Below are 19,398 nucleotides of genomic sequence, written 5' to 3' on the forward strand. Positions count from 1 at the left end.
CATGAGCTGGCGATCGTTGTCCTTCCGTGACCTGTCGGTGGGGCCGCCGAGGTCGTCGGCGCCCCGGGACTGTCAGGGGTCGCGGTTAGCGTTCCGGGTGTGAGCACCGACCAGGACGTCCGCTCCGGCCGGGCGGCCGAGCTGGATGCCCTGCCGCCCGGGGTGGGGCTGGTCGCTGCCCTGGAGCGGCTGTCGCCGGCGGCGCTGACCGGTGAGGACCTCGCTGCCTATCTGCGCGGGTGCGCCCGGGCCCAGAGCCGGGGCGCGGCCCGGGTCCTGGACGCGATGCACCACCTGGGGCGGGCGCGGGCCCAGGGGTGCGAGCGGCTCGCGGCGGTGGACGAGTTCTCCGGTGACGAGGTCGCCGCGGTGCTGGGCTGGTCCCGCACGATGGCGAGCCGCAAGCTCGATCTGGCCGAGGACCTGGCCGACCGGTTGCCGGCGGTCGGGGAGGCGCTGTGGGAGGGGTGGCTCGACGAGCCCAAGGCCACCCGGTTCTGCGAGTGGACCCGCGATCTCGCCGACGACCACGCCCGGCACGTGTGCCAGGTGGTGCTGCCCGAGGCGCCGGAGCTGCCGGTGGGGGAGCTGATCCGGCGGATCGAGCAGACCGCGGCGGCCCTCGATCCCGAGTGGGCGGCGCGGCGGGCCCGGCGTGCGGAGAAGAACGCCCGCGTCATCCTCTCGCCGAACCCGACGGGGACCGCGACGTTCTCGGTGTGCGACCTGGCTGCGCCCACGGGGTTGGCGATGCGCGACCGGGTCGACGCGCTGGCCGCGGCGGTCCGTGGGCTCGGGGTGCTGACGCCGATCGGGGCGCTGCGCGCCGAGGTCGCCGCACGCCTGCTCGACGGGACGACCGCCGGGCTCACCGACCGGGACGTCGCTCTCCTGCTCGCGGCCGAGTACCACCGGCAGGCCACCGAGCGGGGTGACGGCGGGCCGGGTGACGGCGGGCCGGGTGACGACGGGCCCACCGACGATGGCCCAGACGATCACGACCACGACGATCACGACCCCGATGACGGCGGGCCGGACGACGGCGGGCCGGACGACGACGGGCCGGACGACGGCGGGCCGGACGACGGCGGGCCGGACGACGGCGGGCCGGACGACGGCGCTCCGACCGACGGCACAGGTCCGGCCGAAGTGCCCGGCACGCCTGGCCCCGGGCAGGGCCTGCTGGACCTCCCCGATCTCCCCGACCTGCCGCCGATGATCGAGGGCCCCGATCCCCGCTCCGGGCGCGTCCGCTCCGGCACCACCGAACTGCGGCTGCGGCTCACCACCGCCCTCGGGCTCGACGAGCACCCCGCCGCGGTGCCCGGCTACGGCACCGTGCTCGCCCCTCACGCCCGCGCCCTGCTGCACCGCCACCACGGCGGCGAGTGGCGCATCGTGCTCACCGACGACGACGGCCGCCTGCAGCGCGTCCTGCTCGCGCGGCGCCGCCCCGGGCCTCGCCGAGATACCGGGCCCCGACCACGGGGCGAGCCGTGCAGCGCGATCGTCGAGCTCCAGGTCCCGACGACGGTGCTGGCTGCCCTCACTCCCGTCGACCACCGCACCCGGACCGGCGACTGGGCGTCCCTGCTCACCGAGCTCCACCAGCGCCTGGGAGCCGGCCGCGACGGTCCGCCGCGGGCAGGCCCCGACGACCACATCCGCCGCCGGCCCCGTGCCGAGACCGACCGCTGGGTCCGGGTCCGCGACCGGCACTGCATCGTGCCCGCCTGCCGTCGCCCCGCCCACCGCGCCGAGCTCGACCACACCATCGACCACGCCCTGGGCGGGCCCAGCGTGCACGCCAACCTCGGGGTCGTCGACCTGCACCACCACCGCGCCAAGCACCACGCTCGCTGGCGGATCCGCCAACCCGCGCCCGGGCGCTTCACCATCCGCACCCGCGCGGGCGTCCACCACACCACCCGCCCCAAGAAGATCCTCGAGCCGCTGCCGCGACCACGGCCCGCCGCGCGCCCACGGCCCTTGCCCGTCGACGGCCCCCACGGAGACCCCGACACCGACGACGTCAGCTGGCGACGGACCTTCCTCAGGAGGACCGCCGGGCCCGCGCCGTCGGGCGAGCCGCCGTCCGCGCCGCCGACCGCGCCGGACCGGAGCTCCGCCGACGATCCGCCGCCGTTCTAGGTGCTCGACTCCCCGACCCGTCGGGGATGACGGACGCGCGAGCGGCCGACTACCGTGGGAGCGAGGGGGAGGGGTTCGCCGTGCGGGACGAGGAACTGATCGTCGAGTTCGCGCTGACGCGCCTGGACAACCCCGGCCTCGAGCTGGAGGAGGTCGCCGCGCTGCTGGTCGCGCGGGTGGGGCCGGAGACGATGGTCGAGCTCGCGGGCCAGAACCTCGCCGACCGCGGCGAGCTGCGCGGCGCCCTGTTCGAGACGGCGGTCGAGCGGGTCATGCGCGTGGTGCTCGCGCTGCGCGACGCCCCGCTCTGAGGCGCCGACCCCGCGTCACACCCCCGTCGTCGACCCCGGGCGCACGATCATCAGCACGGTCACCGTCGCCCAGAGCAGGTTGAACACGCCCGTGGCCCCGGCCAGGCGCCCGGTGAGGGCGGTGACCGTATCGGTGGGCCCGCTCGCGGCGAGCAGCGCGCGCTGGCGGGGCAGCACGACGCCGGCGAGCACCCCCGCCGCGGCGGTGGTCAGCACGATCGACACGAGCACCCACGCCTCGGTCAGCACGCCCATGGCCGCCGCCGTGGCGAGGCCGAGCACCGGGACGGCGATGCCGATCAGCGCGTAGGTCCGGCAGATGCGCCCGAGCACCCGCAGTCGGGCTCCGGCGTCCGGGTCCGCCGCGGCCCGCCGGGCCTCCGGCGGGAACATGCTCGCCGCCACGCACACCGGCCCGACGGCCAGGATCGCGGCGAGGACGTGCAGGGACAGGAGGACCGCGGTCACGCCTCGGTCACCGCGACCCCTGCGGCCCGCCACACCGTGCCGCGCCGCTCGTGGCGGATGACCTGCTCGACGGCGTGGGCGACCTGGGGGCCGACCTCCCGCTCGATCAGGTGCAGCGCCAGGTCGATCCCGCTGGTGACGTTGCCGGCGCTGACCAGGTCGCCGCCGTCCACCTCGGGGTCCAGCGCGAGCGCCCCGACCGCGCCGGGCACCACGACGAGGTCCGCCGCCGGGTCCAGCGCCGCGGTGGCGGTGAGCGAGACGGCCTCGAGCCCGCTGGGCACCAGCCGGGCGCCCTCGGCGCTGACGAGCTCGACGGTCAGCCGGCCGCCGGTGAGGCCGGCCCCGATGTGGAAGACCTCGAACGGGCCGAGGACGTCGAGGGGATCGAATCCGTCGAACAGCACGATCTGGATACGCATGATCGCCACCTCCGTGGTTTCAGTCTGGCTGCAACAACCTACAGTGGCACTGAAACCGAGGCCAGGAGGGGAGACCGTGAGCCAGGCAGCCGCCGGGGGAGAACCGCGCGCGACCAGCCCCGCGTTCCTGCTGATGACCCTCGGCGGCCGCATCCGCGAGGAGGTCGAGGCCGGGCTCAAGGCCGAGGGGATCTCGTTGCGCCACCTCTCGGCGCTCGGGCACCTCGGGCCGAACCCGGGCATGTCCTACAGCGAGCTCGCCCGACGGGCGCGCATCACGCCGCAGAGCATGCAGGCGACGCTCCACGCCCTCGAGCAGCGCGGGGCCGTCGTGCGGGACACCGACCCCGGGCGCGGCCGGACCGCCGAGCTGCACGTCACGGCCGAGGGGGAGCGGCTGGCGCGGGCCGCCGCGAGCGTCATCGCGGGCGTCGACGAGCGCCTGCGCGCCCAGATCGGCGCCGAGTCCGCGGACGCCCTCGGCGGCACCCTGTGGACGTTGCTGCGCGCGGCGAGCGAGTGATCACCCGTCCAGCCGGCGCCCCTGCGACATGACCAGCGCATCGAACCGCGCCGGGCCGACGATGGTCAGCGCCCGCGCCGGGGCGTCGCCCACGACCTCGAAGCCGTGCTCCACGTCGCGGGGCAGGAAGAGGAACGCGCCCGCCGAGGCCGTCCAGCGCTCGTCGCCGCAGAACCCCGCCAGTTCGCCCTCGAGGACGTAGAACATCTCGTCCTCGCCGTCGTGGGTGTGCGCCGGCACCGTCAGCCCGGCGGGCGCCTCCTGCTCCATCACCGCGACGCGTCCCTCCGTGTCGCCGCCGTCCGCCTTCACCGTGAAGGTCGTGCCGTCGAAGTCGTACCGGTCGCCGGTGCCCGCGGGGCGCACGAAGAAGCTCACGCCCCGGAGTCTCGCCGATGCCGCCGGGCGATCGCGTCCGCACGCACGCCCCAGGCGTCGGCGACCGGTCCGAGGTGCTCGAGCTTGTCGGGGTTGATCACCGTGCGGATCGTCTGGATCCGCCCCTCGAGGACGTCGAGCACGATGATCGCGACGATCTTGCCTTCCTGGTCCCGCAGGATCGCCCCGGGCTGGTCGTTGATCGTGCGCGGGCCCATGTCGACGATCCCGGGCATGAGGGCGGCGAACCCGCCGATCAGACGGGCAACGTTCTCGGACCCGACCACCGGCCGGGCGAGCGCCGGGCCCTTGCCGCCGCTGTCGCTGACCGCCTGCACGTCGGGGGCGAGCAGCTCGCGGAGCCCGTCGAGGTCGCCGTCGGCGAAGGCGTCGAAGAACCGGGCCGCGAGCTCCTCGCGCTCCCGCCGGTCCGCCGCGAACCGCGGCCGGCCCTCCTCCATGTGCCGGCGGGCCCGCACCGCGAGCTGGCGGCACGCCGCCTCCGAGCGCCCCACCGCCGCGGCGATCTCCGGGAAGTCGAACGCGAACACCTCCCGGAGCACGAACACCGCCCGCTCCCGCGGGCTCAGGCGCTCGAGCAGCAGCAGCGCCGCCATCGACACCGAGTCCGCGAGCTCGGCGGAGCGTTCCGGGTCCTCGTAGGGGTCGGTCAGCAGCGGCTCGGGGAACCACGGCCCGACGTAGGACTCCCGCCGGACCCGGGCCGAGCGCAGGACGTCGATCGAGAGCCGCGTGACCACGGCCGACAGGTACGACTTCACCGACGCGGGCTCGACCGCGGACGACTCGTAGCGCAGCCACGTCTCCTGGACGGCGTCCTCGGCCTCGCTGACGCTGCCCAGGATCCGGTAGGCGATCGCGAAGAGCAGCGGGCGCAGCGCGGTGAACTCCTCGGTGCGGGTCACGGCGCCGATCCTGCGGTCGTCGGGGCGTCCTGGACCGGCCGGTCGGCGTGCGGCCAGCGGATCGCCCCGGGCAGGCGCCGCTCCAGGCCGATCGCGGCCACGGTGCCCCGGACCTGGAACCGCTTGGCCAGCACCGCCGCCCGTCCGGTCACGGCGCGTCCCCGGGCCACGTCGGTCGTGGTGGTCGGCTGCAGCACGGCGTGGCGGCGTCCGAGGCTGACGCAGCGGGCGGTGAAGCCGAGGTCGAGCGGCCGATCGTCGACGGCACCGTCGAACCCGATCACGGTGTCCCCGACCAGCGCGTCGGCGGCGTGCGCGGCGGACGGGAACGCGAACTGGCAGGACATGCTGAACCGTGCGCCGTCCGGCGCGGGCGTGTGCCCGGCGTCGCCCACGGCCAGGACCGCCGGGTGCGACAGCGAGCGCAGCGCGGCGTCGGTGAGGATCGCGCCCCGGTCGTCGACGGCGATCCCCGCGTCGCGGGCCAGCGGGGGCGCGGCGAACCCGCCGCACCAGACGGTGAGCCCGGACGGCACCTCGGCGCCGTCCTCGAGCACCAGGCGGTCCGGCGCCACGGCCCGCACCCGGGTCCCGCCGAGCGCCTCCACGCCGAGATCCTCCAACGTGCGGCGCACGTGCTCCGCCGCCGGTGGGGTGAACCACCCGCCGACCTCGCCCGCGGTCACCAGCCGCACCGGCACGTCCGGGCGGCTCTCGGCCAGCTCGGCCACCGTCTCCAGGCCCGTGAACCCGCCGCCGACGACGCTGACGGGCGTGCCCGCGGCCAGCGCGGCGAACGCCGTGCGCAGCCGGTGGGCGGACTCCAGGTCCCCGACGGCGTGGACGAGCTCACCGCCCGGGACCGGCGCGGCCGCGGTCGTGCTGCCCGTGGCCACGACGACCCGGTCGAACGCGAGGGTCCGCACGCCGTCGGGCCCGGCGACGGTGGCGCGCCCGGCGTCCGGGTCGAGCGTCGTCACGTGGCCCTCGACGAGGGTGACCCCCGCCCCCAGCATCCGGCGCAGGTCGGGGGCGGGCACCGCGCGGCCGATGGCGACGTGGTGCAGACGGAGCCGGTTGACGAACTGCGGGCGAGGGTTGACCACCGTGACCTCGGCCCGCCCTCGCGAGCGGCCGGCCAGCCGCACGGCGACCGTCGCGCCCGCGTAGCCGGCGCCGATGACCAGGACCCGCTTCTTCGATGTGCTCATGTCTCCCAGGACGAGATGGCGCGCTCCGCCGTGACATCTCCGGTCAGGCGCGGGGAACCAGACCTTCCCGTGCTCGAAACGGCGGTTGACGCAGGGTCCCTGACCAGGTGGGGTCCCGGAGACGATGACGATTCGGCGCCACGTGAGCACTCCCCGCACACCCTCCGAGCCCTGACAGGACTGCGCGCATGGTTGACGACGACCAGGACCCGACCGGGACCGACGAATGGCGGGAGGCGCTCGAGTCGGTCCTCGCGGTGGAGGGCCCCCAGCGCGCCCACGACCTGCTCGACGAGCTGATCGCGCAGGCCCGCGCGGCCGGCGCGCCCGTGCCCTATTCGGCGACGACGCCCTACGTCAACACGATCGCGCCGGAGGACGAGCCGCCGCACCCGGGTGACCGGGCAGTCGAGCACCGCATCCGCTCGGCCATCCGCTGGAACGCCGTCGCGACGGTGCTGCGCGCGAACAAGGAGTCCTCCGAGCTCGGCGGGCACATCGCGAGCTTCCAGTCCGCGGCGACGCTCTACGACACCGGCTTCCAGCACTTCTGGCACGCACCGTCGGCCGGCCACGGCGGCGACCTCGTGATGATGCAGGGGCACTCCTCGCCCGGCATCTACGCGCGCGCCTTCCTCGAGGGCCGCCTCACCGAGGAGCAGATGGACTCCTTCCGGCAGGAGGCGGGCAGCCAGGGGAAGGGGCACAGCGGCCTCTCGTCGTACCCGCACCCGTGGCTGATGCCGGACTTCTGGCAGTTCCCGACCGTCTCGATGGGCCTCGGCCCGCTGATGGCGATCTACCAGGCCCGCTTCCTGAAGTACCTGCAGGGCCGCGGGCTGGCCGAGACCGAGAACCGCCACGTCTGGGCGTTCCTGGGCGACGGCGAGATGGACGAGCCCGAGTCGCTGGGCGCGATCTCGCTGGCCGGGCGGGAGCACCTCGACAACCTGATCTTCGTCGTCAACTGCAACCTGCAGCGCCTCGACGGGCCGGTACGCGGCAACGGGAAGATCATCCAGGAGCTGGAGGGCGTCTTCCGGGGCGCGGGCTGGAACGTCGTCAAGGTCATCTGGGGGAGCCGCTGGGACCAGCTGCTCGCCAGGGACGAGCACGGCCACCTCCGGCGTCTGATGGAGGAGACCGTCGACGGCGAGTACCAGACCTTCAAGTCCAAGGACGGCGCCTACGTCCGCGAGCACTTCTTCGGCCGTTACCCGGAGACCGCGGCCATGGTCGAGGACTGGACCGACGAGGAGATCTGGGCGCTGACGCGCGGCGGGCACGACCCGTCGAAGATCTACGCGGCCTACTCCGCGGCGGTGGACGAGCCCGACCGGCCCACGGTGATCCTCGCCAAGACCGTCAAGGGCTACGGCATGGGCGAGGCCGGCGAGGGCCAGAACATCTCGCACCAGCAGAAGAAGATGGCGCAGGAGAACCTGCGGCTCTTCCGCGACCGCTTCGACCTCTCGATCGACGAGGACGCCATCGAGTCGCTGCCCTACCTGCGCTTCGAACCCGACAGCGAGGAGGGGATCTACCTCCGGAAGCACCGCGAGGCGCTCGGTGGGTCGCTGCCCGCGCGCCGCCGCACGTCGGAGGCCCTGGAGGTACCCGACCTCTCCGCCTTCGGCGGCCAGCTCGCCGGCTCGGGCGACCGCGAGAACTCCACGACGATGGCGTTCGTCCGCGTCCTGAACACGCTGCTGCGCGACAAGAAGATCGGCAACCGCGTGGTGCCGATCGTCCCGGACGAGTCGCGCACGTTCGGCATGGAGGGCATGTTCCGCCAGTTCGGGATCTTCTCCCGGGTCGGGCAGCTCTACACGCCCGAGGACGCCGGCCAGCTGATGTTCTACAAGGAGGCGGAGAACGGCCAGCTGCTCCAGGAGGGCATCAACGAGCTGGGCGCGATGTCCTCGTGGATCGCGGCGGCGACGGCGTACTCCGTCAGCGACGTCCCGATGATCCCGTTCTACATCTACTACTCGATGTTCGGGTTCCAGCGTGTCGGCGACCTCGCGTGGGCCGCGGGCGACCTGCGCGCCCGCGGGTTCCTGCTCGGCGGCACCGCCGGGCGCACGACCCTCAACGGCGAGGGCCTGCAGCACGAGGACGGCCACTCGCACCTGTTCTCGTCGGTGATCCCCAACTGCGTGTCCTACGACCCGACCTTCGCCTACGAGGTCGCGGTGATCGTCGCGGACGGGTTGCGGCGGATGTACGCCGAGCAGGAGGACGTCTTCTACTACCTGACCCTGATGAACGAGAACTACCACCACCCCGCGATGCCCGAGGGGGTCGAGGAGGGGATCGTCAAGGGTCTCTACCTCTTCCGGGAGGGCACCGGGCGGGCGGGTGGCGGCGCAGCGGCGGCGGGAGCCCGGAGGAGCCGTGCCAAGCAGAAGCCGCGCGCGCAGCTCATGGGCTCGGGGACGATCCTGCGCGAGGTGATTGCCGCCGCCGAGATGCTCGAGGACGAGTGGGGCGTCGTCGCCGACGTGTGGAGCGCGCCGAGCTTCACCGAGCTGCGACGCGACGGCATGGACGTCACCCGCTGGAACATGCTCCACCCCACCGAGACGCCCCGGCTCTCGTGGGTCGAGCAGTGCTTGGCCGACCGCCCGGCCGGCCCGGTGGTCGCGGCGACGGACTACATGCGCGCCTTCCCCGACCAGATCCGCGAGTGGGTCGGCGACCGGCGCTTCGCCGTGCTCGGCACCGACGGCTTCGGCCGCTCGGACTACCGCAAGGCGCTGCGCGACTTCTTCGAGGTCGACCGGCGCTACGTGGTGGTCGCGACCCTGTCCGCCCTGGCCCGCGACGGCGCCGTCCCGACCGAGAAGGTCGCCGAGGCCATCGAGCGCTACGGCATCGACCCCGAGCGCCCCGCGCCCGCGCACGCCTGACCCCCGACGAGATCGACGAGACCGCGAGGCATCCCATGACGGCCCCCGCCACAACACAGGTCGAGGTCCCGGACATCGGCGACTTCACCGACGTCCCGATCATCGAGCTCCACGTCGCGGTCGGCGACGTGATCGCCGTCGACGATCCGCTGGCCACGCTCGAGTCCGACAAGGCGACGATGGACGTGCCGTCGTCTCACGCCGGGCGCGTCACCGAGGTGCTCGTGGCCGTCGGCGACACCGTCAGCCAGGGTACGCCGGTGCTGCGGCTCGACGCCGCCGAGGGCGAGCCGGTGGAGGACGGCCCCACCGAGACCGACGCCCCGGTGCCGAAGGACGCGCCCGCGGCCGCCGACGCCGAGATCACGGCGCAGGAGCCCGAGACGGAGAAGGCCTCGTCAGACGCGGCCGCGCCGGCACCGTCCACCAACGGCTCGGGCAAGGGCTCCAGCAACGGCTCCGGGCTCCCCGTCCACGCGGGCCCGAGCGTGCGCAAGCTGGCCCGCGAGTTCGAGGTCGACCTGGACCAGGTGCCGGCCACCGGGCCCAAGGGACGGATCACCAAGTCCGACCTGCTGGCCTACGTCCGCGGCCCCGCGCAGGCGCCCGCCGCGGCCCCGGCGGCGGCCCCGTCCGGCGGCTCGGGCATCCCCGAGATCCCGGCGCAGGACTTCTCGAAGTTCGGGCCCGTCGAGACGCAGCCGCTGTCGAGGATCACGCGGATCTCGGGCCCGTTCCTGCACCGCTCGTGGCTGAACGTCCCGCACGTCACGCACAACGACGACGCCGACATCACCGACACCGACCGCTTCCGCAAGGAGCTCGACACCCAGGGCAAGGCCGAGGGCTACCGGGTCACGCTGCTCGCGTTCCTCATGAAGGCGTCGGTCTCGGCGCTCAAGGCCTACCCGACGCTGAACAGTTCGCTCACGCCCGAGAAGGACGCGCTGATCATAAAGCGCTACTTCCACCTCGGCGTCGCCGTCGACACCCCGGGCGGGCTGGTGGTCCCCGTCATCCGCGACGTCGACCGCAAGGGCATCGTCGAGCTGTCGAAGGAGCTGGGGGAGGTGTCGGCGCGGGCGCGCGACGGCAAGCTCACGGCCGACGACATGAGCGGCGGCACGTTCACGATCTCCAGCCTCGGCGGGATCGGCGGCACGGCGTTCACCCCGATCGTCAACGCGCCCGAGGTCGCCATCCTCGGTGTCGTGCGCTCGCGCGTCGCGCCGGTCTGGGACGGCGAGGCCTTCGTGCCGCGCACCCTGCTGCCGCTGTGCCTGTCCTACGACCACCGCGTCATCGACGGCGCCCTGGCCGCGCGCTTCACCCGCCACCTCGCCCACACCATGGGCGACGAGCGCCGCCTGCTGCTGTGACACCTGCCGAGGAGATTCGCCGTGGCTGACACCGTGGTCGTCGAGGTCCCCGACATCGGCGACTTCACCGACGTCCCCATCATCGAGATCCACGTCGCCGTGGGCAGCGAGATCGCCCTCGACGAGCCGGTCCTCACCCTCGAGTCCGACAAGGCGACGATGGACGTCCCCGCCGAGACCGCCGGGACGGTCACCGAGATCCGCGTCGCGGTCGGCGACACGGTCTCGCGGGGCACACCGATCCTGGTCTTGACGCCGAGCGACGTCGAGGCTCCGGCGACGCCGGCACCCGTCGCCAAGACGGGCGCCTCCGAGCGGGTGCCGTCGCGGAACCAGACCGCGCCGGCGGCCGCGGACGACGGTGCGGTCGGTGACGCGGATCGCCACGTCGGGCTGGTCGTGCTCGGCGCGGGGCCGGGCGGGTACACGGCCGCGTTCCGGGCCGCCGACCTCGGGCTCGAGGTCCTGGTGGTGGACGCCCGCGACTCGCTCGGCGGGGTCTGCCTGAACGTGGGCTGCATCCCGTCGAAGGCGCTGCTGCACGCGGCGAAGGTCATCGCCGAGACCAAGGAGATGAGCGGGCACGGCGTGAAGTTCGGCGCGCCGGAGATCGACCTCGACGAGCTCCGCACGTGGAAGGACGGCGTCGTCGACCGGCTGACGGGCGGGCTGAAGGGCCTGGCCAAGCAGCGGAAGGTCTCGACGCTGCAGGGGACGGGACGGTTCCTCTCGCCGCACCGCCTCGAGGTCACCGCGCCCGACGGTGCGACCACCGTCGTCGGCTTCGACCAGGTCATCGTGGCCGCGGGCTCGGAGCCGGTCCGCCTGCCGTTCGTGCCCCACGACGACCCGCGCGTGCTCGACTCGACCTCGGCGCTCGAGATCGCCGACGTGCCCGAGCGCCTGCTCGTCCTCGGCGGCGGGATCATCGGCCTCGAGATGGCGACGGTGTACGCCGAGCTGGGCTCGAGGATCACCGTGGTCGAGCTGATGGACCAGCTCATCCCCGGCGCGGACAAGGACATCGTGGGCCCGCTGGCCAAGCACATCGGCGCGCGCTACGAGGACATCCACCTCTCCACCAAGGTCACGGGCGTCGAGGCCACGGAGAAGGGTCTCGTGGTGTCGTTCGAGGGCCCGGCCGGGGGGAGGAAGACAGCGCCCGAGACCGACACGTTCGACGCCGTGCTGGTGGCCGTCGGGCGGCGTCCCCTGGGCGCCGCGCTGGACCTCGACGCGGCCGGGGTCTCGGTGGACGAGCGCGGCTTCGTCGGGGTGGACGCGCAGATGCGGACGAACGTCGCGCACGTCTTCGCGATCGGCGACGTCGTCGGCCAGCCGATGCTCGCGCACAAGGCCGTGCACGAGGGCAAGGTCGCCGCCGAGGTCGCCGCCGGGCAGAAGAGCGCCTTCGACGCCCGCTGCATCCCGTCGGTCGCCTACACCGACCCGGAGGTCGCGTGGGTCGGGGTCACCGAGACCGAGGCGAAGGCGCGCGGCCTGTCGTACGGCTCGGGGACGTTCCCGTGGGCGGCGTCCGGCCGCTCGCTGTCGCTCGGGCGCTCGGAGGGCTCGACCAAGGTCCTCTTCGACACCGAGACCGACCGGATCCTCGGTGCCGGCATCGTCGGCCCCGCGGCGGGCGACCTCATCGCCGAGGCCGCGCTGGCCATCGAGATGGGTGCCGACGCCGCCGACATCGGCCTGACGATCCACCCGCACCCGACGCTCTCGGAGACCATCGGCATGGCCGCCGAGGCCTTCGAAGGCACCCTCACCGACCTCTACATCCCGAAGAAGGCCGGGAAGAAGTGAGTCCCGTGACGGCCGGGCACGGTCCACCGGACCCGTGACGCCGTCCCGGCGCGTGCCGCTCGGCTCGGGCTGGGACTCCCACGCCGTCCTGGTCGACGGCCGGTGGGTCGAGCGCACGGCCCGGCGTCCCGCTGCCGAGGCGGGGCTGCGGCGGGAGGCGCGCCTGCTGCCGTGGCTCGCGGCGTGGCTCCCGCTCCCCGTGCCACGGCCGGTCGTGGTCGGCGAGACGCCGCTGACCGTGCGCCATCCGTGGGTGCCCGGAACGGCGCTCGACGCCCCGTCCGCCGACCAGGGGCGCAGGCTCGGGGCGTTCCTGCGCGCGCTGCACGACGTCCCCGTCGACGGGGCCGTGGCGCACGGGCTCCCGGACCCGGCGACGACCCGCGGGTGGCGGGACCGGTCGGTCGCGCGGTTCGAGGACGAGGTCGCGCCCCGTCTGCCCGACGACCGCCGGCTGCGCGCCGCGTTGGACCGTCTGCGCGTGGCACCGGCCGACGCCGTCGTCCACGGTGATCTCCGGGCCGAGCACGTCCTGGCCGCCGACGGCGGGCTCACGGGCGTCATCGACTGGGGCGACGCGCGCGCCGGCGACCCGGCCAAGGATCTGGAGTGGCTGCTCCTCGACACCGGCGTCGCCCCGGCCGTGATCGAGGCGTACGGCGCCGACCTGACCGTCCGCGCCCGCGACTGGCGACGCGTGGGCCCCTGCTACGCCGTGGTGCACGGCCTCGACACCGGCGACGACGCCCTCGTCGTCAGGGCTCTCGGGGACCTCGCGTCTGGGCTGTGACAGTGCTGTTCAAGGTCTCTGGCGAGGAGAAAGCCCGCGCCGAGGCGTGGGAGAAGGAGCAGGAACAGCGTCGGCTAGCCAAGGAAGCTGAGAAGGAGCGGCGTGAGTTCCACGAGTCCCCGGTCGGCCAGGCACAGCAGGCCTTCGCGAACGGTGACCTGGTGTTCCAGACGTCCGTCGATGTCATGAGTCAGCAGGCCATCATCCTTGCCATGACCGGCGGAACGACTGCGCAACGCACTCACGATCCGTCGCAGGTCCTCAATGCGGTGTGCAGAGAAGGATGGGACTTGCTGACCGCATCCTTCACTTTCGTGGAGCAGGGCCAGGAGAGTCGCGACAAGTTTCTCTCGACCGGGCAGAACGTTTCTGTCAAAGGGAAGACCGTGGGCTACTACGTCTTCAAGCGAGAGCCAAGCCTCCGTCTACAGCCCTCGGATGAATGACTACGGTGCGGGCGCTCGCGCCCGCGCCCGCGCCGCTTGAGCCACGGGGCCGCCACGGGTACCGCCGAGGTCAACGTCCCTTCCGAACGCGATAGCGCAGGTGCGTGACCCGCCGGGCCAGGTCCTCGGTGTCCGGGGTCTCCCGCCGCCGTACGAGCTCGAGCTCGACGAGCTCTGCCGGGAGACCCTCGAACAGGCGGCGCCCCCGGCCGAGCAGGACCGGCACGACGTGCAAGGCGATCTCGTCGAGCGCACCGACGCGCAGCAGGGCCTGCGCCGCGCCGGCCCCGAGGACCAGGACGTCGCCGCCCCCGGCCGCCGCACGCGCCCGGTCCGCCGCTTCCGTCGGGTCGGTGGCGTACTCGACGGTCCCCGGCGGCGGCTCGTCGGGGACGTCGTGGGTCAGCACGACGATCGGGACGCCGTCGTGGTGGTCGCCGCCCCAGCGTCCAGCCAGCTCGTACGTGCGGCGCCCGGCGAGCACCGCGCGGGTGGCCGTCGCCTCGGCGTAGACCTCGCCGCTCGGCCCCGGGTCGTGGCGCCGGTCGAGCCAGTTGAACAGGCGAAACCCGCCGCGACCCAGGGGCGCGTCGGGGCCGTCGTCCGGGCCGGCGACGAAGCCGTCGAGGGAGACGGTCATGTCCAGACACAGGGCCGTCACGACTCCTCCCCGGACTCGGTGCCGGGGAGCACGCGGTAGCGCAGGGCCACCGTCCCCGGCCCGTCGAGGGTGCGGATCGGCTCGAGCTCGACGAGCTCGGCGGGCATGTCGTCGAACAGGCGCCGGCCCTGCCCGAGCAGGACAGGCACCACCTGCAGCGCCAGCTCGTCGACCTCCCCGGCCCGCAGGAACGCCCGGGCCGCCTCGGCGCCGTGCAGCAGCACGTCCCGGTCGCCCGCGGCCTCCCGGGCCGCCGCCGCGGCCTCCCGCACGTCGGTGACGTAGCGGGCGTGGCCGGGGGCGGGCGCATCCGGGACGGAGCGGGTCAGCACGATGATCGGGACGCCGTCGTGGTGGTCGCCGCCCCAGTGCCCGGCGTGGTCGAAGGTCCGCCGGCCGGTGAGGACCGCGCCGGTGGCCATCGCCTCGGCGAGCACGAGGGCGTCCACGTCGTCGTCGCTTCGGGCGGTGGCCGGATCGTCGCCCGCAGCGAGGACCAGGGACTCGTGCAGCCGTTCCCCGCCGATCCCCAGGCCCTGATCGGGCCCGTCCTCCGGTCCGGTGACGAAGCCGTCCAGGGACATCCACATGTACAGCACGATCCTGCCCATGGTGGGCCCTTCCGTGGGAGGTCCGGGGACGACAGTGTGAACCCGGTCGTCGACGAGGACGAACCGTCACTCGGACACCCGACGGCGACCGGCCGTTCCCAGAAGGAGAACCTGAACGATGATCTCAGTGGGAGACAAGATCCCCGACGTGCCGCTCGCGACGGTCGGCGCCGACGGCGCCAACCCCGTGCGTTCCGGCGAGCTCTTCGGGACGGGCCGCACCGTCCTGTTCGGCGTGCCCGCCGCCTTCAGCCCGACCTGCAGCGACGCGCACCTCCCGGGCTTCGTGGCCAAGGCCCAGGAGATCAGCGCCAAGGGCGTCGACCGGATCGTCTGCGTGTCGGTGAACGACCCGTTCGTCATGGGCGCCTGGGCGAAGGACCAGGGGGTCGGCGACAGCGTGATCATGCTCGCCGACGGCGCCGCGCTCTTCGCCACGGCGATGGGCCTGAGCATCGACGCCTCGGACTTCGGGCTGGGCGTCCGGTCGTCGCGCTACGCGGCGATCATCGACGACGGCACCCTGACCTGGATCGACGTGGAGGCGGCCCCGCCGGACCACGAGGTCTCCACCGCCGACGCGGTGCTGACCCACCTCTGACGGACCCCGGCGCTGACGGACCTGGGCCCGCGTCCCGCACCTCCGGGGCGCGGGCTCAGCCGTCCCGGTAGGCGCGCACGATCTCGTCGTACGACGTGTCCGCGGCCAGACCGAGCGCCGCCGCGCGCGGGGTCTCGAACCGCGACGGCCAGCTGCCCACGATGGCGACGACAGCCGGGTCCTCGACCCAGTCGACGAGCGCGCTCGTGCCCGGGCCGGCGACGCGGTCGAGGGCCGCGGTCATCTCGCGCGGCGTGGTGGTGAGCGCCGGGAGGTTCATCGCGGTCCGGCTGCCCCAGGTGGCGTCGTCCACCTCGGCGGCCCGGAGGATGCCCTCCAGCGTGCGGTGCGGCGACGAGAGCGCCACCGGCATGTCCGGCGGCGCCGGGCAGACGGCGCGCTCGCCGGCCAGCGGCTCGCGGATGATCCCGGACAGGAAGCTCGAGGCCGCGGCGTTGGGACGGCCGGGCCGCACCGACACCGTCATCAGCCGCACCGTCCGGCCGCGCACGAAACCCTTGCGGGTGTAGTCGGCGACGAGCTGCTCGCCGACGAACTTCTGGATGCCGTAGCTCGACTGCGGGCGCGGCAGGGTGTCGTCGTCGACGGGGCCGACCGGTCCGATCGCCGGATCGCTGCCGAACACCGCGAGCGAGCTGGTGAAGACGAGCACCGGGGGCACGGCGTGGCCGCGCGCGTACTCCAGCACCGCGCGGGTGCCGTCGAGGTTGGTGCGCATGCCCAGATCGAAGTCGGCCTCGGCGGCGCCGCTGACCACCCCCGCGAGGTGGAAGACCGCATCCGCCTCGTCGGCGAGGGTCCGGCTCAGCCCGCCCGCACCGAAGTCGATCGTGAGGGCCTCGACCCGCGGGTCGGCGGCGACGTCGTCGGCCGGTGCGACGAGGTCGACGACGACGAGCCGCGTGACGTCGGCCGGCGCCGCCCCGCCGAGCGCGACCGGCCCGGCGAGCAGGCGGCGGCACAGCAGCGTCCCGAGGAACCCGGCCCCGCCGGTGACGATCACGCGCATGCGGCCTCCTCGAGGCGGTCGACGACGTCGGCGAGCGCGTCCTCGCCGCCCACGTTCCCGGCGAACACCACCAGGGGCGGGCCGCTCGCCGCCGCCCAGAGCGACACGATCCCGGGCAGCAGCGATCCGCGCACCCACGCCCGGTCGGCCCGCAACGATTCGGTCGCGACGTCCGAGGACGTGATCCCGCCCTTCGCGAGGACGTAGGCCGGCGGGCTCGCGGCGACGATCCGCCCGACGACCCCGGTGAGGGCGGCGCTGACCCGGCGTGCGATCTCCAGGCTCTCGGCCTCGTCGCGCCCGGTCACGAGCGTGCGTGAGGTGCTCAGCACGGTGGTGCGGTGCTCGAGGGATGTCGCGACCTCCGCGACCACGTCGTCGAGGTGCCGCGGGTCGGAGGCCAGCACCGTCGGGACGTCGATCTCGACGCGGGCGAGCTCCCGCCGCGCACCGAGCCGGTCGAGCTGGCGGCTGGTGCGGGCCACGTGCGAGCCGACGACGACGAGCCCGTGACCGGTCCCGACGGCGTCACGGAGGTCGGCGTCGGCGATCGGCGGCTGCTCGCCCTGGCCGACGCGGGCGCGGACGAACGACGGGCCGACGCGGTAGACGAACCGGGCGCCGTCCCGCTCGGCGGCGAGGATCGCGAGCACCCCGGCGCGCAGGTCGTCGTCGACCACGGCGTCGAGGACGATCACCCGGGCCCGGGGCAGCGGCACCGGGCCCGCGCGCAGGCTCGCGATGCCGACCTCGGCGACGTCGGTGGCCGGGATCGCCCCGCCGCTCTTCTCCGCGACCCAGTCGGCGAGGCGGGAGTGGCGGTAGCCGAAGGTGGCGTCGGCGGCGAACTCGCTCTCGGCCACCGGGGTCAGCGTGTCGCCCTCGCGCAGCCAGTGCACGCCGTCGAGGGTGACCCGCCCGGCGTCGGGGAAGGCGGGCGCGAGGACCACGGCCTCGGCGCCGATCTCGGCGGCGACCACGTCGGTCTCGAGCGGGAAGTGCCCGCGCAGCGTCGAGTCGCTGCGGCTGGCGACGATCACCTCGACGCCGCGGCGCCGGGCGACGTCGAGGCACGTCCGCACGACCTCGCGGGTGCGCGCCGCGGCGTCGTCGGGGGCGAGGCTGCGGGTGTTGGTCAGGACGAAGAACGCCGGCGCTCCCTGCGCGAGGGCCCAGTCGACGTCGTCGGGGCTCCAGCGGGTGAGCACCGGGAGGTCGCGGACGGTCTGCGTGCCGGTGGGGTCGTCGTCGAGGACCACGACCGTCGGCGTCCCGGCCAGCGCCGCCCGGACCTCCCCGGCCGGCACCGCCCGCACCGGCGGCAGGCCCGCCAGCCGCTCACCGTCCTGCTGCATCGGCCCATGCTCCCCGATGGCGGGGCGGGCGGTCAGGAGGAGCCGGAGTCCAGCAGGGTGTGGAGCCGGGCGATGCGGCCGTCCTCGACGAGGCCGATGTCGGTGCCCGTGACGACGGGCGCGCCGCCCGCGGGCCCGAAGCCCCACGGGAGCACGCCGAGGTCGCCGCTCACCCGCACGAGGCCGGTGGGGCGGAACGCGAAGTCCGGCGCGCCGTCCAGTAGCGCCGACACCTTGGCGTCGATCTGGTCGCGACCCCGCACGAGGCCCTCCGGGTCCTGGAACAGGACGTCCTCGGCGTACACCGCGGCGATCGCCTCCCGGCGGCGCGCGGCGTCGCGCTCGTTGAACACCCCGAGCAGGTTGCGCTGCATGAGCTCCTCGACCGTGGCCATCCGGCGATCATGCCTCGGCCCCGCCGACACGTGTCGATCGGTGCCGGCGAATTCGAGATCTCGGCACGCCGAATATTCGAATTCGCGCCGGCGACCCCGGTGAGGAGTGCCACCGGGAATCGCAGTGCGCGGCGAACGGGTGCTACGTTCGTCGCAGCGAAGGGGAGTAGCTCCCAACATCGCGGTCGACACACTGACGCCCTGCGTCCGGCCGCGGCGGCCGCCGGTTGTATCGGTGGCGGGCGAGACCTTCGGCACCGACCCGTGCAACGGGTTCGGGCCGGAGCATGCGCCCTCGGTCCGATCCGACCGAGAGGAGCGCGCCCCCGTGACCGGCTTCCTGGCCGCCGCTGCCCTGAGCTTCGCCGTCATCTTCGTCGCGGAGCTCGGTGACAAGTCCCAGCTGATGGCGCTGACGTTCGCCACCCGCTTCCGGGCCCTGCCCGTGCTGCTCGGCATCACCGCCGCCACGGCGGTCACGCACGCGGTCTCGGTCGGCGTCGGTTACCTGCTCGGGGCCACGCTCCCCACCTTCTGGATCTCCCTCGCGGCGGCCGTCGCGTTCGTCGTGTTCGGGCTGTGGACCCTGCGCGGCGACTCGCTCTCCGCCGACGAGGAGAAGAAGAGCGGCGCCACCACGCGCTCCGCGTTCGTCACGGTCGGGGTCGCGTTCTTCCTCGCCGAGCTCGGCGACAAGACGATGCTCGCCACCGTCACGCTCGCCACCCAGTACCCCGGCACCGGCGGCGTCACGGGCGTCTGGCTCGGCTCGACGATCGGCATGGTCGTGGCCGACGGCCTGGCGATCATCCTGGGCCGGGTGCTGGGCCGGAACCTGCCGGAGAGGGCGATCCGGATCGGCGCCGCGGTGCTGTTCTTCGTGTTCGCGGTGTGGCTCGCCGTCGAGGCATTCCTGAACGGCTGAGGATCCATTCCCGCACTTTCTCCCACGGCCCGTCGGCAACGCTTCCCACCCGGGGTGGCGTGACGCGACGGACGCCGTCGGAGGATGG

The 19,398-nt window shown here is 74.0% G+C and carries 20 protein-coding genes; 10 read left to right on the top strand and 10 right to left on the bottom strand.

Annotated elements, in window-relative coordinates:
- The first annotated feature begins 99 nt into the window (after window positions 1-99).
- Both OG774_RS04400 and OG774_RS04405 read left to right on the top strand, forming a co-directional pair.
- Complete coding sequence (locus OG774_RS04400) at window positions 100-2,151, top strand: DUF222 domain-containing protein (RefSeq protein WP_328307041.1); 2,052 nt, start codon at window positions 100-102, stop codon at window positions 2,149-2,151.
- 26 nt (window positions 2,152-2,177) lie between these two features.
- Window positions 2,178-2,462 carry a hypothetical protein gene (locus OG774_RS04405; RefSeq protein WP_442873941.1) on the top strand — a complete coding sequence of 95 codons (285 nt, stop codon included), beginning with the start codon at window positions 2,178-2,180 and terminating at the stop codon, window positions 2,460-2,462.
- 15 nt (window positions 2,463-2,477) lie between these two features.
- On the opposite strand, the gene OG774_RS04410 is transcribed toward OG774_RS04405, so the two are convergent.
- Together OG774_RS04410 and OG774_RS04415 are read right to left on the bottom strand one after the other, a co-directional pair.
- The gene (locus tag OG774_RS04410; protein WP_328307044.1) at window positions 2,478-2,930 is read right to left on the bottom strand and encodes a hypothetical protein; all 453 of its coding nucleotides are present in this window, start codon (window positions 2,928-2,930) and stop codon (window positions 2,478-2,480) included.
- Window positions 2,927-3,352, bottom strand: a complete 426-nt coding sequence (locus OG774_RS04415) for a hypothetical protein (RefSeq protein ID WP_328307046.1) — start codon at window positions 3,350-3,352, stop codon at window positions 2,927-2,929. Before OG774_RS04415 ends, OG774_RS04410 begins: the two co-directional genes overlap by 4 nt.
- A 76-nt stretch (window positions 3,353-3,428) precedes the next feature.
- Here OG774_RS04415 and OG774_RS04420 point away from each other — a divergent pair, with 76 nt between their 5' ends.
- Window positions 3,429-3,875 carry a MarR family winged helix-turn-helix transcriptional regulator gene (locus tag OG774_RS04420; protein WP_328307048.1) on the top strand — a complete coding sequence of 149 codons (447 nt, stop codon included), beginning with the start codon at window positions 3,429-3,431 and terminating at the stop codon, window positions 3,873-3,875.
- Here the strand turns inward: OG774_RS04420 and OG774_RS04425 are convergent, their stop codons facing one another.
- The 3 genes from OG774_RS04425 to OG774_RS04435 are packed head-to-tail and all read right to left on the bottom strand — an operon-like array spanning window position 3,876 to window position 6,390.
- A complete protein-coding gene (locus tag OG774_RS04425) occupies window positions 3,876-4,253 on the bottom strand; it encodes a cupin domain-containing protein (RefSeq protein ID WP_328307050.1) in 378 nt (125 codons plus the stop codon).
- Window positions 4,250-5,179, bottom strand: a complete 930-nt coding sequence (locus OG774_RS04430) for an RNA polymerase sigma-70 factor (protein WP_328307053.1) — start codon at window positions 5,177-5,179, stop codon at window positions 4,250-4,252. Before OG774_RS04430 ends, OG774_RS04425 begins: the two co-directional genes overlap by 4 nt.
- Window positions 5,176-6,390: an NAD(P)/FAD-dependent oxidoreductase gene (locus OG774_RS04435; protein ID WP_328307055.1), complete on the bottom strand. Its 1,215-nt coding sequence runs from the start codon at window positions 6,388-6,390 to the stop codon at window positions 5,176-5,178. The genes OG774_RS04430 and OG774_RS04435 overlap by 4 nt, the downstream gene beginning before the upstream one ends.
- A gap of 188 nt (window positions 6,391-6,578) precedes the next feature.
- On the opposite strand from OG774_RS04435, the gene aceE reads away from it, so the two are divergent.
- Genes aceE through OG774_RS04460 form a run of 5 tightly spaced genes read left to right on the top strand, consistent with a single transcriptional unit; the run spans window position 6,579 to window position 13,732 of the window.
- Window positions 6,579-9,302: a pyruvate dehydrogenase (acetyl-transferring), homodimeric type gene (aceE, locus tag OG774_RS04440; RefSeq protein ID WP_328307057.1), complete on the top strand. Its 2,724-nt coding sequence runs from the start codon at window positions 6,579-6,581 to the stop codon at window positions 9,300-9,302.
- A 35-nt stretch (window positions 9,303-9,337) separates the two neighbouring features.
- On the top strand, window positions 9,338-10,681 hold the full coding sequence (locus tag OG774_RS04445) for a 2-oxo acid dehydrogenase subunit E2 (protein WP_328307059.1): 1,344 nt from the start codon (window positions 9,338-9,340) through the stop codon (window positions 10,679-10,681).
- A 21-nt stretch (window positions 10,682-10,702) separates the two neighbouring features.
- Entirely contained in the window at window positions 10,703-12,496 is a 1,794-nt protein-coding gene (lpdA, locus tag OG774_RS04450; RefSeq protein WP_328307061.1) for a dihydrolipoyl dehydrogenase, read from the top strand.
- Between the two features lie 34 nt (window positions 12,497-12,530).
- Window positions 12,531-13,286 (top strand): phosphotransferase, encoded by a 756-nt coding sequence (locus OG774_RS04455; protein ID WP_328307063.1) that lies wholly within the window; start codon window positions 12,531-12,533, stop codon window positions 13,284-13,286.
- Window positions 13,283-13,732, top strand: coding sequence for a hypothetical protein (locus tag OG774_RS04460; protein WP_328307065.1), 450 nt, complete (start codon window positions 13,283-13,285; stop codon window positions 13,730-13,732). Before OG774_RS04455 ends, OG774_RS04460 begins: the two co-directional genes overlap by 4 nt.
- A gap of 70 nt (window positions 13,733-13,802) precedes the next feature.
- Here the strand turns inward: OG774_RS04460 and OG774_RS04465 are convergent, their stop codons facing one another.
- Both OG774_RS04465 and OG774_RS04470 read right to left on the bottom strand, forming a co-directional pair.
- Window positions 13,803-14,393, bottom strand: coding sequence for a dihydrofolate reductase family protein (locus OG774_RS04465; RefSeq protein ID WP_328307067.1), 591 nt, complete (start codon window positions 14,391-14,393; stop codon window positions 13,803-13,805).
- Window positions 14,390-15,004, bottom strand: coding sequence for a dihydrofolate reductase family protein (locus tag OG774_RS04470; protein ID WP_328307069.1), 615 nt, complete (start codon window positions 15,002-15,004; stop codon window positions 14,390-14,392). Before OG774_RS04470 ends, OG774_RS04465 begins: the two co-directional genes overlap by 4 nt.
- 118 nt (window positions 15,005-15,122) lie before the next feature.
- On the opposite strand from OG774_RS04470, the gene OG774_RS04475 reads away from it, so the two are divergent.
- The gene (locus OG774_RS04475; protein ID WP_328307071.1) at window positions 15,123-15,605 is read left to right on the top strand and encodes a peroxiredoxin; all 483 of its coding nucleotides are present in this window, start codon (window positions 15,123-15,125) and stop codon (window positions 15,603-15,605) included.
- A 55-nt stretch (window positions 15,606-15,660) separates the two neighbouring features.
- Here the strand turns inward: OG774_RS04475 and denD are convergent, their stop codons facing one another.
- From denD to OG774_RS04490, 3 genes are read right to left on the bottom strand one after another with little or no spacing between them, the layout of a single operon-like run.
- On the bottom strand, window positions 15,661-16,635 hold the full coding sequence (denD, locus tag OG774_RS04480; protein WP_328307073.1) for a D-erythronate dehydrogenase: 975 nt from the start codon (window positions 16,633-16,635) through the stop codon (window positions 15,661-15,663).
- Window positions 16,626-17,990, bottom strand: coding sequence for a four-carbon acid sugar kinase family protein (locus tag OG774_RS04485; RefSeq protein ID WP_328307075.1), 1,365 nt, complete (start codon window positions 17,988-17,990; stop codon window positions 16,626-16,628). The genes denD and OG774_RS04485 overlap by 10 nt, the downstream gene beginning before the upstream one ends.
- Window positions 17,991-18,022: 32 nt before the next feature.
- Window positions 18,023-18,385 carry a nuclear transport factor 2 family protein gene (locus OG774_RS04490; RefSeq protein WP_328307077.1) on the bottom strand — a complete coding sequence of 121 codons (363 nt, stop codon included), beginning with the start codon at window positions 18,383-18,385 and terminating at the stop codon, window positions 18,023-18,025.
- A 328-nt stretch (window positions 18,386-18,713) separates the two neighbouring features.
- Here OG774_RS04490 and OG774_RS04495 point away from each other — a divergent pair, with 328 nt between their 5' ends.
- The gene (locus OG774_RS04495) at window positions 18,714-19,310 is read left to right on the top strand and encodes a TMEM165/GDT1 family protein (protein ID WP_328307079.1); all 597 of its coding nucleotides are present in this window, start codon (window positions 18,714-18,716) and stop codon (window positions 19,308-19,310) included.
- Window positions 19,311-19,398 lie beyond the last annotated feature (88 nt).

The organism is Actinomycetospora sp. NBC_00405, from assembly GCF_036044095.1.
Taxonomy (GTDB): Bacteria; Actinomycetota; Actinomycetes; order Mycobacteriales; family Pseudonocardiaceae; genus Actinomycetospora; species Actinomycetospora callitridis.

Excerpts from the sequence above, each read along its gene's own strand:
- OG774_RS04405 (WP_442873941.1), top strand. The coding sequence starts at position 2,178 with ATGACGGACGCGCGAGCGGCCGACTACCGTGGGAGCGAGGGGGAGGGG.
- OG774_RS04415 (WP_328307046.1), bottom strand. The coding sequence starts at position 3,352 with ATGCGTATCCAGATCGTGCTGTTCGACGGATTCGATCCCCTCGACGTC.
- OG774_RS04435 (WP_328307055.1), bottom strand. The coding sequence starts at position 6,390 with ATGAGCACATCGAAGAAGCGGGTCCTGGTCATCGGCGCCGGCTACGCG.
- aceE (WP_328307057.1), top strand. The coding sequence starts at position 6,579 with ATGGTTGACGACGACCAGGACCCGACCGGGACCGACGAATGGCGGGAG.
- OG774_RS04445 (WP_328307059.1), top strand. The coding sequence starts at position 9,338 with ATGACGGCCCCCGCCACAACACAGGTCGAGGTCCCGGACATCGGCGAC.
- OG774_RS04470 (WP_328307069.1), bottom strand. The coding sequence starts at position 15,004 with ATGGGCAGGATCGTGCTGTACATGTGGATGTCCCTGGACGGCTTCGTC.
- OG774_RS04475 (WP_328307071.1), top strand. The coding sequence starts at position 15,123 with ATGATCTCAGTGGGAGACAAGATCCCCGACGTGCCGCTCGCGACGGTC.
- denD (WP_328307073.1), bottom strand. The coding sequence starts at position 16,635 with ATGCGCGTGATCGTCACCGGCGGGGCCGGGTTCCTCGGGACGCTGCTG.
- OG774_RS04485 (WP_328307075.1), bottom strand. The coding sequence starts at position 17,990 with ATGCAGCAGGACGGTGAGCGGCTGGCGGGCCTGCCGCCGGTGCGGGCG.
- OG774_RS04490 (WP_328307077.1), bottom strand. The coding sequence starts at position 18,385 with ATGGCCACGGTCGAGGAGCTCATGCAGCGCAACCTGCTCGGGGTGTTC.